Here is a 13,963-nt window from a genome sequence, read left to right on the forward strand (position 1 = left end):
GTTTGGTGATGATGGCGGAAGGGAACCACGCGTACCCATCCCGAACACGACCGTTAAGCCTTCCAGCGTCGATGGTACTTGGACCGCAGGGTCCTGGGAGAGTAGAACGTCGCCAAGCCTGCAATCTATTAATTATGATAAGGCCCGTTGGTCAAGGGGTTAAGACACCTCCCTTTCACGGAGGTAACAGGGGTTCGAATCCCCTACGGGTCACCATATTATGAACGCTTAGCTCAGCTGGGAGAGCATTACCTTGACAGGGTAAGGGTCGGCGGTTCGATCCCGTCAGCGTTCATTTACGAAAGCCTTGCGCAGCAAGGCTTTTTTCTTTTTTTGGCGAAAAATAAATGAGACACGCATCAGGAGTCGCGCAAAATTTGTCAAGTGACGATGTGATGCGGTATATTTTTTAACATGATTGTTTAACACCAAACATTTAAAAGAAAGGAATTACGATACCAATATGATCTATGCCCTGATATGTTTATTTGTGTTATGCATGGTCGCAGCCTTGTTTATAAACATGCATCCGGTATTCGGAGGAAAACCAAGCAGCGATCCAAAGGAATACACGAAGTTTGATAACTATGTTAATGGTAAGTTTGTTAACCGGGTGGCAACCAAGATGGACATGAGTGTCTTGGATTACTTCTCCATGAGCAAGGATTCTATATCCGGTTCCAAAGATCGCAAGCCGGGTAGCCGAGTGCCTGTCTCCAAATTGGACTGGAACAAAATCAAAAGTGAAGAAGATAGCTTAACTTGGTTTGGGCATTCTGCTTTTTTACTCAGTATCGATAATAAAAAAATACTTGTTGATCCGATGCTGGGGCCAGTGGCCTCGCCTGTTTCTTTCGTGGGAAGCAAACGTTACAGTGAAGATATGCTGCGTGTGATTGATGAAATGCCGCCTATTGATGCTGTTTTTATTACCCATGATCATTATGACCACCTGGATTATCCATCTATACGAAAGCTGAAGGGGAAAGTTAGCCATTTCTTCGTTCCTTACGGTGTGAGTGCGCATTTGGTTCGTTGGGGTGTGGCCAAGGAAAACATCACTGAGCTTAACTGGTGGGATGAAACGGAATTCCGAGGCTTAACCGTTGCTTTGACCCCGTCCAAACATTTCTCTGGTAGGGGACTTTTCAACCGAGATAGGTCCTTATGGGGCGGCTGGGTCATACTTGGAAAACAAACCCGTTTCTATACCAGCGGAGACGGCGGTTATGATGGGCATTTTAAGGAAATTGGGGAGAAGTACGGGCCCTTCGATATCGCTTTAATGGAAGGCGGTCAATATGACCGGCGCTGGTCTTGGGTTCATATGACGCCCGAAGAAGCGGTACAGGCCTATGCAGATGTAAAGGGGAAGAATATGATGCTCATTCATTGGGGAGCCTTTACTCTTGCCTTTCATGGATGGACAGAACCAATAGAACGTGCATTAGCAGAGGCCAAGAAAGCAAATGTGAATCTCTTGGCACCTCAAATTGGCGAGACGATCGCATTAAACGAAGAGTTACTAACAAATGCTAATTCTCCCTGGTGGAGATGATCCCTTATTTGTAGAAGGAGAGGAGCTGCCGCGGCGAGCTCCTTTCACACGCATACTTTCCAATACGAGCAGTCGAATTTTTATGGATGAGAGCTTGGGGCGATTCAGCCCCGCTGTCATTTATGGTAAGATGATAAGGGTGGAAGATCATTCCTATTTTACTATTAATGGAGGCGCTTACTTGTGGACCAACAATTGCAGCAAGAGGGGTACTTTGGGGAGTTTGGGGGCAGCTTTGTCCCGCCGGAATTGCAGGAAGTGCTGAGTTATTTGAGTGAGCAGTTTTACAAATTTAGAGACGACCCGGACTTTAAGGAAGAGCTCCGCTATTACCTGCGCGAATATGTGGGCCGCGAAAATCCGCTGACGTATGCGGAGCGTCTGACCAAAGCTTGGGGCGGGCCGAAGATTTACTTGAAGCGCGAGGATCTGAATCATACGGGAGCGCATAAGATCAACAACGCTATTGGCCAGATACTGCTCGCCAAACGGATGGGAGCCAAGCGGATTATCGCTGAGACCGGCGCGGGACAGCATGGTGTCGCTACGGCAACGGCCTGCGCCATGTTTAATATGGAATGCGTCATCTATATGGGAGCCGAAGATACGCGCCGGCAGGCGCTTAATGTGTTCCGGATGGAGCTGCTTGGCGCGACTGTCGTACCGGTCCATAAAGGCCAGGGACGGCTGAAGGATGCGGTAGATGAAGCGCTGAACGACCTCGTTTGCAATTATAAAACTACGTTCTATCTGCTCGGTTCCGCGGTTGGTCCGCATCCGTTTCCGACGATGGTCAAGCATTTCCAGGCGATTATCAGCGAGGAATCGAAGCAGCAAATCTTGGAGAAAGAAGGACGTTTGCCGGATGCGGTAGTTGCTTGCACAGGTGGCGGCAGCAATGCGATCGGTGCATTCGCGCATTATATCGACGAGCCGAACGTTCGCTTGATTGGCGTTGAGCCCGATCAAGCGCCATCTTTAACCCAAGGTGTTCCGAGCATCATTCATGGGTTCAAGTGCTTGGTGCTGTTGGATGAGGAAGGCCAGCCGAAGAAAACTTATTCGATCGCGGCGGGACTTGACTATCCGGGTATTGGACCGGAGCATAGTCATTTGAAAGTAACTGGCCGGGGCGAATATGCGACTGTTACCAATGAGGAAGTGCTGGAAGCATTCCAGGAACTGTCCCGCACAGAAGGAATTATCCCCGCCCTGGAGAGCGCGCATGCGATTGCTTACGCGAAGAAGCTGGCGCCGACGATGAGTCAGGATCAGATTATTATCGTTAATTTGTCTGGCCGCGGGGATAAGGATGTCGAGCAAGTGTACCAGATGCTCAAATAGCACAACGGATACATCGCTTAGTATATCCGGCAAAGTTCGATTTGGATAAAGCAAGGAAAGATGTAGCTGTACATAAAGCAACAATTTGCGATGCGTACGAAGGATTTCAATGCTATCCTTGTTAAGGACGGGCGGCTCAGACGAGTCGCCTGTTTGCGTTTGTCGGGGAAGCGGCGGGTTGCTTGCATATGGAGCGAACACGCAGTTGTTGCCAACGGAAACAGTATGGCGAACAGGCCGAATTCCCATACTATAACGAAACGTACAGAGATGAATTCCCATGGAGAAGAGGACATGAATAACCTGATCTATCCATTTGACGATCGGCTAGGCATGTATTACAATACATATTGTTAAGAGATATTAACTATTAATATCATTGAACTAATATAAATCAAAGGGGGCGAGTGGAAATGGACAAGCGGGACGAATTGTCCAAGTTGATCGGCCGTCAGATGATGACAATGGTGGCAAGTTATGCGAAGCTGGCGGACAGCCGGATATCGTCGTCGCAATATTTCATTTTGCAAGCGCTTGTCCATGAAGGACCCTTGACTTGCTCACACTTTGCCCATGTTCTCGATGTCACGCTATCGGCGGTGACCAATTTGAGCAATAAGCTCGTGAAGAATGGTTATGTCGAGCGCATCCCCTCGGAGACGGACAGACGGCAGGTGTATCTTCGCATTACTGAGCAGGGCCGGGAGATGGAGCGCAGGCTGCTTGAGCGGTATGAGCTGTTGACGGAAGGGTTATGGGAGGAATTCTCCGGTCCCGAGGTCGAGCTGCTTATTGCAGCTTACAAGAAAATGATTGCTCATGTACAGAAGCAAATGAGGTCCGAGCAGGACCCGCACAATCGACAAGGAGGCGTTCAAGATGGGAAGAGTGGACAATAAGGTAGCGATCGTGACGGGTGCGGCAGGCGGTATGGGGAAAGCGGACGCGCTGCTGCTGGCCCGGGAAGGGGCCAAGGTCGTTATTACGGATCTGCAGCTGGACAAGCTGCTGGAAGTTGTGAGCGAGATTACGGAGCAGGGCGGCGAAGCGATCGGTTTTCAGCATGATGTCGCGTCGGAGGACGACTGGGCTCGGGTAGTGGACGAGACGATCGCTAAATACGGCAAAATCGACATTCTCGTCAATAATGCCGGAATTTCCGACGCCACGCCGTTTCTGGATCAGACCGTCGAACGCTGGGAACGTACGATGAGCATCAACGTCACGAGCGTATTTCTCGGCCAGAAGTATGTGATCCCGCATATGATCGGGGGAGGCGGAGGTTCCATCGTCAACATCTCATCCATCGCCGGACTGACCGGCGGCAGCGGTTCGGGTCCTTACACGGCCAGCAAAGGGGCTGTTCGCATGCTGACCAAAGCGACGGCTGTCGATTATGCAAGATACAACATACGGGCGAATTCGATCCACCCGGGCTACATCGAAACACCGATGACCATCGATATGTTCAAGGATGAGAAGATGCGTCAGTGGTTCCAGTCGCAGACGCCGCTTCCGCGCCTCGGCAAGGCGGAGGATATCGCGCAAGGCGTGTTGTTCCTGGCATCGGACGAATCTTCGTACATTACCGGGGTGGAGCTGCCGATCGACGGAGGTTACTACGCGAAATAACGGGTACATTTAAATGATGGATGTGAGCTAACGGCTCATATCCGTCATTTTTTTTATATAAGGGCGGCTTGCATTTAAACAAGATCAAGGCAGTATTAAAATTTATTGATCTGTGACTTATCTACTAGGCAACTAAAAAGATTATGCTAGAATAGGGGATAAAAAGAGCTTATTTGCTATTTTTTGGATAACTTCAACAAGAGTCGACATCGGTATGGCGATTTCTTTACTAAAAGCATCCATAGGATGGGGAAGGAAAAGTGGGATGAGTAAAATAGTGGGCTTAGGTTTCAGACTGCTTCTTGTGGCTAGCCTGGTCATATCCGGATGGGCTGGGCTTCTGGTGCCGGCCGCAGCGGCCGCGACGACGTTTGCGAAGATTGCGGCATCGGAAGGAAATATGACGAATGCCGTCTCGATCGTATACGGCAACGGGCGATTTGTGGCGATTAACAGCAAAGAGGCGTTAGTTTCGACGGACGGGAGGCGTTGGGCGCTCTTCGCACTACCGGGTGATTCAACGAAATTGATGTCTCAAGTCACCTATGGAAATAACGTCTTTGTGGCGGTCGGAACGCTCGGCGATTCGCAGGCTATGCTGTTCTCTTCTGAGGACGGGCAGACCTGGACGCAGCATACGGCGCCAAGCTCGAATCGTTTTGATTCGGTCGAGTTTATAAACGGCGCGTTTTATGCGGTTGGACGGAAGAGCGATGGCAACGGCGTCATCTACCGTTCGGCAACCGGCACGTCCGGCTGGACGGAGTGGTCGACGATCTATTCCATTTGGGCCGGAAACCAGTTCACTCTGAGCGGCATCGGATACATCGACAACAAGTATGTAGTTGGTACGAACTTATTTTCAACCGTCTACTATTCAACGGACGGAGCCACCTGGAACAAGGTCGAGGTGGATTCCGCTCCATTAGGAGTCTATAAATTTCAGACGTTCAATAACAAGCTGTATTTCATCCTGACAGGGGTCGGAAGATATTCTTCCTCTAACGGGATAACCTTCTTCAAAGATAACGACAGCTACTTGTACGCCGGCATGATCCAGGACGGTACGAGCTATGTACAGGCGGACAACACATCCGTCCGGGAATCTACGGATCTGTCAACCTGGACCACTAAGACAAATTCTCTTTCGGGGGTTCAAGGTCTTGCGACGAACGGCAACGGCACTTATGTGTTGGCCACAGGCTCGGGCATGATGGTGTCGACCGACAAAACGAATTGGGAGTATACGACGGCCAACCTGACCGGCATTGCCGCCGGAGCAAACGGCGAGTTGGTTGCCGTGGGCAATCCGTCCAATGCAAGCGCGAAAGGACAATTATTCCGCAGTGCAGACGGCGGGGCAACTTGGTCCAATGCGACCCCGGCGGGATTGGCCAAAGGAATGCAAGGCATCGCATTCGTCAATGGCGGTTTCAGAGCCACTGGAAGCTCGGGGACGGTGCTCAGCTCCGCAGACGGTCTTACCTGGATAGAAGGCACGGCTTCGGTAGCCGAGCAATTAAACGGGATTGCATATGGAAATGGGGTGTACGCGGCAGGAGGCATTTCCTCCCGCATCGTCACATCCACGGATGGAGCTGTATGGACCTCCCGTTACAAGGATACAGGCAGTCCTGCACCGATCATTCAGGGGATGTTCTATGTCAATGGGAAGTTTATCGCTCCGGCCTCGCGGGGAGTGATCCACACCTCTACAGACGGTACAACCTGGGACACATATAATGCCAACGACACGACAATCACGCTGAGGGCGGCGGCGTATGGCAACGGCAAATATGTAGCTGTCGGCTTCAAAAGTTCCATCGGCGTTGTTTTGACAAGCGCCGACGGAGCAGCGTGGACGCCTTCAGCCCAAACGCCGGCTGCCGGGTTACGCGGCGTCGCATTTGCGAACGGCGTGTTCGTCGCGGTTGGCAATAACGGCTACGTATATGTATCGACAGACGGCGGAAACTGGACGGAGTATACATCTGAGGACACCGGCATCACCTCCCTTTTGCTAAGCGTCACTTATGCGGGCGGCAATTTTTATGCGGTGGGCAGCAACTACGCCAAGCTCAAGTTTACAGCGTCAGCTAACAGCGCTACGCCTGTGGCATTGCAGTCTGCTGTGGCCGATGGGGCAGCCGGAGCGACGACGTCGACGAAGATTGACCTGACGTTCGACACCCCGATCACCGGCTTGACGGACTCGGACGTCACGATCACGGACGGCGCGGGCGCGGCTGTCAAAGGCTCGCTGACCGGTTCGGGAACGAGTTGGAGCGTGGCGCTTACGTCGGTGCTGACGGAGGGAGACGTGTCGGTGGCGGTAGCGGCGCCGAGCGGGTACACCCTCAGCGGTTCGCCTAAGACGGTAGCGGTGTACAAGGTCGCCGCTTTACCGAAACAACCGGTCGCGATATCCGGCCAAGAAGTCGATTCCATTAATAATCAGGCGGCTGGTGCTGCTGTACTGTCCAACGGCAATCGAGCAGTGCTCTATTTGCGTCAGAACTCAGGTAATCAAGCTGATCTTGCTTACGGCAATATGGCGGTCGTTCGTCTGTACGACTCCTCAGGCAAGCTGATCAAGACGCTGGATGTCGGAGAGACGGCAAACGATGGAGACAGCGTAGACAGAGCGGCAATCGCCCCGCTTAAAAATGGCGGGTTTGTCGTGGTTTGGGCTATGTTTGCGGATGGATGGCTGGATGCCACTCCTTTTTATGAGATTTACAACAATGACGGAACGCCTGCCGACGGCGATCCTATCGGACAGCGGCATCATGTTATTCATGCGGATTATACGACATATTTTACAGGTCTCGATGTCATCGGGCTGGATGACGGAGGTTTTGCAACGGTTTTCCTGACCACCACCACCGAACAGCAACATTTGCTGAGCGTCTTTTCAGTCAGCGGCGGCATGGCAACCAAGGTTCGGGATACGCTGGTGGGAGACAGTCAGAATTTCGTGCCAACGGAAGAAGGGAACAGAAAAATCTTCTTTACGAATCCGGCGCCCCAATTGCTACAGCTAACGGACGGCAGTTTGATTTTGAGCGATTCTACGTATATCCATACCGGGAACGATACACCTGTCGGGTATTGGATGTTCAAGTTTACGAGCGATGGAGTTCCTGCCAATTTTGCAAATGGCTATCCGCATCAACGAGTTAATATGCCGATTTCAAGCGCTATTCACATGCCTGGTCAAAGCATCAATTTGGATAACGGCAATTTTATGATTCTTTTCTACGAGACGAAATTATCGGGATCAGGCAACTGGAAGCACTATATTTTTAAGCCTGACGGGACATTGGTATCGGCCGATACGGTCGGCAGCACAGGCACGAATGGATCATTTTCATATGAAGATCGAATTTCTGTTACTCGTTCCGGGAGCCGCTACTATGCTGCTTTCCGCAGCAGCACGGACAATGGGCTCAGCATCGCGCAATTCTCGACCGCTGACGGCTCGCAGATCGGGTCCGTCGTTTCTGCCGGCCTTCCGCTGCCGGAAGCCGGGCGCTATCTGAGAAACCCGCAGCTTATGTCCGATGGAAATGGCGGCTGGGATATGGCCTACGACGATGTTTTATTTGACGGCGACAATTATATATTTACCGCTACAACCTACCAAGCCGGCATCGGCGACAAGCCGGACGGCGGCATTTCCGCGGACGTGACGGTTGGATTTGACACGACAGGCAGCAGTTGGGGAACGTCATCCGCCGTCAGCGTCACGGATCTGCACAGCACGTCCATCATAGAAGACAAATTCTGGTTTAACTACAGCATGCCGCAGTATAACGTACACATTTCTGGCGCGAGTGATGCAGGGCAGAACGGAACTCCGGCTATTGCTCTCGGCGGGTCAAGCAGCGGCGAAGCCTTGGTTATCACACAGGAAGAAGGCAAGACATTCGGCTTCGCAGGGTTTTATTTGGATAACTCTGGACAGGATCTGGGAGCTTGGACCGTAACAGGCAAACGCGATGGCGTAATGATCGGTTCGCAGACGATATCGGCAGCTTCGACCGGCGACATCGTCATGGGGCCGAACACGAACAACACGACGCTGGGCCATGTAGACACCATCGTGATTGAGGCTCCGGCCACCGGCTTCAACGGGGCATTTCTGGATGCTTTCAAGTTTAGGGTACCTGTGGAAGCGGTCAATACGAAATTTACCGTCTCCACTACGAAAGACAGCGGCATCGGCTCGCTGCGCTGGGCGATTGAGCAGGCAGGGGCGGTAGCGGGAGGCGAGGTCGACTTCGATCCATCGCTTGCGGGACAGACGATTGCGTTGGGATCGGACTTGACAGGCTGGGATAGCATTACCCGGAAGGCCACAACGATTGGCGACGCGTCCACGAACGGCTTCAAGCTGACGGGATTGAAAAATGCCGACGGATTGCCGGACATTACGGTTGATGGACAAGGGCACATGGGGATCGTGGCATCAGGGGCGGGTGTCTTCGAGATGTCCGATATCAAGCTGACCGGTTTCCGCATCTCCGATTCCAGCGGCGCATTCGATACATTGGGCTCTGCCGTAACGGCCAGCGGAGGCTACCATACGATCAACATGACAAATGTCGTATTTGAGTCTAATTCGATGACCTATAAAGCGATAGGGGCCATAGCTTCGTTGAGTGCTCCAACTGCTCCTTATGAGGTCCATATAGATCGGGTCGTGTTCGCCGATAACGAGCTTACGGCCAGCGAAGCTGATGCGAATACATCCCAGGCTGTGCTTTACTTTAACAATTATGCGACAGGCGAGATCGGCAACTCTTTATTTAACGGAAACAGCGCCAGCAGCAGCTCCTCGGGTGATTCGTACGGAGTATCTATTGGCGGAGGATTCGATCTGGATTTGAGCATATGGAACAATACCTTCTATAACAATAGCGTGACGAACAGCGGAACGGGCAGCTCCAACGGGCCGGCAGGGTTTGTTTTCCCCTTCGCCAGCGGGAGCAGTTCTCTGGACATCTTCAACAACTTGATGATTGATAACAAAACGCAGGGCAGCCATGTGACTGCTCTGAGCGATCTGTTCTACAATTTCAATGACGACGCAGTAATCACGACCGGAAACAATGTGTCCACCGGTTCTCCGTTCGTGAACGCGGCCGGAGGCGATTTCCGTCTGGCCGGCACGGCGACAAGTGCGATTGACCAAGGCAGCAATACGAAGGTGGTCGGCACTTATGATCTGGCTGGCAAGGCGCGGACGGTTAACGGCACGGTCGATATCGGCGCCTACGAATACGTGCCCGGACCTGCGAGCAGCGATGCAGGATTAACCCGTGTGGCTGGGGAAACAGATGCTTCGCCAGCCGGAGGAGACGGCGGAACGTCCGGTACGGCCATCACTTGGACGGTAAATGTCGCGAGCAGTGTAAACGGACTGGGGCTGGCCGACATCGTGACAGCCGAAGCGAACGCGACGGCCGAGCTGTTCAGCGGCAGCGATTACTCGACAGGCGCGGTTACGGGCGGCTCGACGCTCCCTTTGACAGAGGGCGGCGCTACGACGGCGTATATTAAGGTGACGGCGCAAGACGGAACAACGTTAAAGTATTACGCTGTGACGGTGAACCGGGCAGCAAACGCCGCACCTGCTTATACGGTCAATGGTACATCCTACCCTTGGCAGGAAGCGACGCTTTCCGCCGATGGCGATGTACTGGCGATTACGACGAACGATGCTCCGAATGTGCCGGTCAGAGTTCATGTGACAGCACCGGAGGGTGCGACGGTTACGGTGAAGGGCAAGCCGGGACAAACCTACGATAATGTGTATATCGAAGTGGACAACCACATTACGCTGAATATCGAAGACTTGAATATCGCCGCCCCCGCAGGCGATCAGTTCAACGGAATTAGCTTTATGAAAGAAAACAGCGCCAAGGATACCTTAATAAATGTAACGGGCGACAGCACGGTTGCAGGATTCGACGGTATCCGCTCGCGCACCAATCATCAGCTGACAATCAAGGGCAGCGGGACGTTGACGGCGAGAGGCCGGTCGGCGCTTACGGCAGGAGCTGACAGCGGTCATGGCATTCATTTGCTCTCGGACAGTACGGGGGTGACACAGCCGGGAGCGAAGCTGATCGTCGAAGGCAACGTCAAGGCTTACGGCGGCGAATCATTGGCCGAATCAGGCGGCAGCGGCATTTTCCTTGACTGGGGCAATATGCTGGTGAAAAGCGGCAGCGTGACAGCCGTTGGCGGCCATACGGCAGGCGACCGGAGCGCTTATGCTTCATCGGGTTCTGTGGTGACCAAACGTGGCGGCTATGGCATCAATCTCCGCGGATGGGGATTCCCGCAGCCGGCAGGCGTACTGACGGTTGAGGGCGGTCAAGTGACGGCGACTGGCGGAGACGCCCAGGCGGCGGCGCCGAACGGGTACGCCTTTGAGGGAGGCCGGGGTATTCTGGCCGATACAAGCATCGGGATCAGCGGGGGCTCGGTCGTCTCGACCGGTGGGCAAAGCGCGCTGGAGAAGGGCGGCGACGGCATGTTTGCCGAGTCGCTGACCATCACGGGAACAGGAACGACAGTGATGTCTACGGGAGGCAGGTCGGGCAGGCTGGATGCCGGTATCGGTTTGTTTATCACAAACGACATGACGATAGACGCTGCAGCCGTAACGGCGACTGGAGGAGAAGGAAACGCTAATGAGTACGGGATCTTCTCGCCAAGCGGCAAGCTTACGATTCAAAACGGAGCCGTAGTGACGGCTGCGGGAGGAAACGGAACGATTGCCGGTTCCTCCGGCGGATCGGGGGTTTATGTCTCCGGCGCCATTCTGATCACCGGCTCCGAGATGTCCGCCGTAGGCGGGAATGGACAGGTGAACGGGCAGCACGGCATGCTTTCCCTCACGGGAGACATTACGCTGGAGAACGGCGCGAAAGTGACCGCTATCGGCGGCAGCGGCGCAAGCGGCGTCGGCGGAGCCGGTCTGCGGGCCTTCGGCAATGGCAGCGGCAAGACAGTTACGATTACCGCCGACACCGGCGACATTTATATTCGAGGCGGTCAAGGGGCGTTGGAGCAGCGTCCGGCTATTTTGGCCAAGGATGTCTATATCGCTGCCGGGAATGTCGGAACAATCGCGATGGAAGGGGCCGGCAGTCCGCGCTCCATCAAGAACAAGGCCGGCGGAGACGACGTGTTCAAGCTGGAGGCGACCACTCAGCCCGCGGCTGCTACCGTTATCTTTTCGCAGGTGGAAGGAACGCTGGGAGGCAATTACACCTATAAGGCGCCGACCAAATCAGACGGCCAAGCGTATATGTGGCTGCCATCGGGTAACCAGACGCTGTCCGCTACAGGTTACCGGAGTGAAAACAAAGCGGTGACGACAGATGACGCTGCAGCGGTTATTCTGCCGCTGCCGAGTCCCGTCGCTCATCTGGAGCATAACGGCACGACGACCGATTATACGACGATTCAGGCTGCTATCGACGCTGCCGCGGATGGCGATACGGTTACGATTGAAGCGGGGACGCATAGAGAACAATTGAACATAACGAAAAACATTACGCTGCAGGGCGCCGGCATCGATCAGACGATTATTCAATCGCCGGATGCGAATCAGCTGGCCGCCAGCAGCTGGAAAAATCTCAAGAGCCAATGGATTTATGCGATTATCGGAGTGAAAACAGGAAGTAGCGGGGAAGTCGTCATACAGAATTTGACGATCGATGGCCGCAAGCAAGGCTATATGGCTGCGTACAATGGAGACGAGAGCACGTATACCTTTACCGGCATCGCAGTCAGGGATACGTCGGCGACGATTGACCAGGTGAAGATTGCAGACGTTCGGGATATGTATTCGGACTACGCAAGCTCGGTAGCTCCACTGCCGGGCGATTATATGCCGCAGGATCAGCCATCGGGCGCGAATCACAATGAGAGCATTTTGCTCGAAGGCGCTGCAGGTACGGGTGCGCATAAGGTGACGATCATGAATTCGGATATTATCAAATTCCATAAAACCGGTATTCTGGCATGGGGGCCAGCGCTTGATGTGGATATTCACGATAATACGATTCAAGGTCACGGCAACACGCTATACAGCACGGGCAACGGCATTCAGATCGCTTCCTCGGACAGAAGCTCGCTTGGCGGAGACAACGGAGATCGCAGAGGCACGACCGGCGTAATTAGAAATAATCAGATCACGGATATCGGTCTTGTCATTCCGGAGCCGGGACAACCCGGATCTTATCTGAACCTGGGGCTGTATGGACCATCCGGTATTCTGCTGTATGCGGCGGGCGATGACTTCGTCATTGAAGGCAATACGATCACGGGGCCTTCGGTCTATCCGTGGCATAACAGCAATACGTCCCATGACGGCGGTTATTCGAATGACGGGATCGGGCTTAGCTACAGCAAAGATGTCGTTATCAAAAACAACGTCGTAACGGGGTTCGGCACCGGGATTTTGGAAGGCGGAGCTGTACCGGGATCGGTCCATGACATCGACGGCAACACGCTGAGCGCCAACCTGATCGATATATGGACGCTCTCTGGCGATGATTCGATCAAGCTGGGCGCGGGCGCTGAAACTATCGGGTACAATCGGACGGGCAACGGTATCGATACGATTACAGGCTTCGGAAGCGGAGACCGGATCAACGTTATCGGATTTGCAGCCGGCTCGGTGAACGGGCGGATCGGCACGTTAGCCAATGCGGCTTATGTGACAGATACGGGCGGCAATCAAGTGATCAACGGATACAGCGACGGTCAGCCGGTCGTGGACTTTACCGGTGGCACCGTGACGAGCGGAGCCGGAACAACGGTTGCTGCGCGCTCGGTGCAGGTAGCCGTGTCGGGCAGTGTGACGACATTGTATATCGATACCGAAAATGACGATGACGCTCCGGAACTGGAGATTAAGCTGTCAGGCGTGTACGCGCCGGGGAACTTTAGGCTTAACGGCGGCTATATCGACTATGTACCGAACAGCACATCGGATGTAACGACCGTGACGTTTGATAAAAATACGACGGATACGTCGGCAGGGCACTACGCGGATGTGGTAGTGAATCTGACGCTGAATGGCAATACACTGACCGATGTGCTGTTGAACGGAGTGAGCATCGGGGGCGCCAGCTATACCGTGGACAATGCGGGCAAGGTTACGATTAAGAAGGAATATTTGGCTGGACTTGCGGTAGATACACATGTGTTCACCCTCGATATGAGCGGAGGCGTGGATCTGCAACTGACGGTGACCGTAAGCGATACTTCGCCAACTCCTGAGACAACGCCAGCGGCGGTGATCGATTACGCGGCGGAGCAGTTGACGGGTCTGGTTGCGAATGGCGAGTACACGATTAACGGCGCGACCGTGACTGCCGATGCGAACGGCAAGCTGGCGATCGA

General features: G+C 53.6%; 5 protein-coding genes, 2 tRNA genes and 1 rRNA gene. All 8 read left to right on the forward strand.

All coding sequences use genetic code 11. The features are described 5' to 3' along the window. Position 1: 1 nt before the first annotated feature. Positions 2-118: ribosomal RNA gene (rrf, locus tag BLR08_RS18250) — 5S ribosomal RNA — on the forward strand. Positions 119-141: 23 nt separating this feature from the next. Further along, a tRNA-Glu gene (locus BLR08_RS18255) sits at positions 142-216 on the forward strand. A 6-nt stretch (positions 217-222) separates the two neighbouring features. Beyond that, positions 223-295 (forward strand) — tRNA-Val (locus BLR08_RS18260). 168 nt (positions 296-463) lie between these two features. Beyond that, positions 464-1,558, forward strand: a complete 1,095-nt coding sequence (locus BLR08_RS18265) for an MBL fold metallo-hydrolase (protein WP_072338308.1) — start codon at positions 464-466, stop codon at positions 1,556-1,558. Between the two features lie 183 nt (positions 1,559-1,741). Beyond that, positions 1,742-2,902 (forward strand): tryptophan synthase subunit beta, encoded by a 1,161-nt coding sequence (gene trpB, locus BLR08_RS18270; protein WP_072338307.1) that lies wholly within the window; start codon positions 1,742-1,744, stop codon positions 2,900-2,902. Positions 2,903-3,315: 413 nt separating this feature from the next. Continuing rightward, complete coding sequence (locus BLR08_RS18275; RefSeq protein WP_256257868.1) at positions 3,316-3,801, forward strand: MarR family winged helix-turn-helix transcriptional regulator; 486 nt, start codon at positions 3,316-3,318, stop codon at positions 3,799-3,801. After that, entirely contained in the window at positions 3,782-4,534 is a 753-nt protein-coding gene (locus BLR08_RS18280; protein ID WP_072338306.1) for an SDR family NAD(P)-dependent oxidoreductase, read from the forward strand. Before BLR08_RS18275 ends, BLR08_RS18280 begins: the two co-directional genes overlap by 20 nt. A 265-nt stretch (positions 4,535-4,799) precedes the next feature. Beyond that, a partial coding sequence (locus BLR08_RS18285; protein ID WP_218131585.1) for a X2-like carbohydrate binding domain-containing protein occupies positions 4,800-13,963 on the forward strand: 9,164 nt, incomplete at its 3' end.

Origin of the sequence: Paenibacillus sp. cl123, from assembly GCF_900101595.1 — a bacterium.
In the GTDB taxonomy this organism is placed as follows: domain Bacteria; phylum Bacillota; class Bacilli; order Paenibacillales; family NBRC-103111; genus Paenibacillus_G.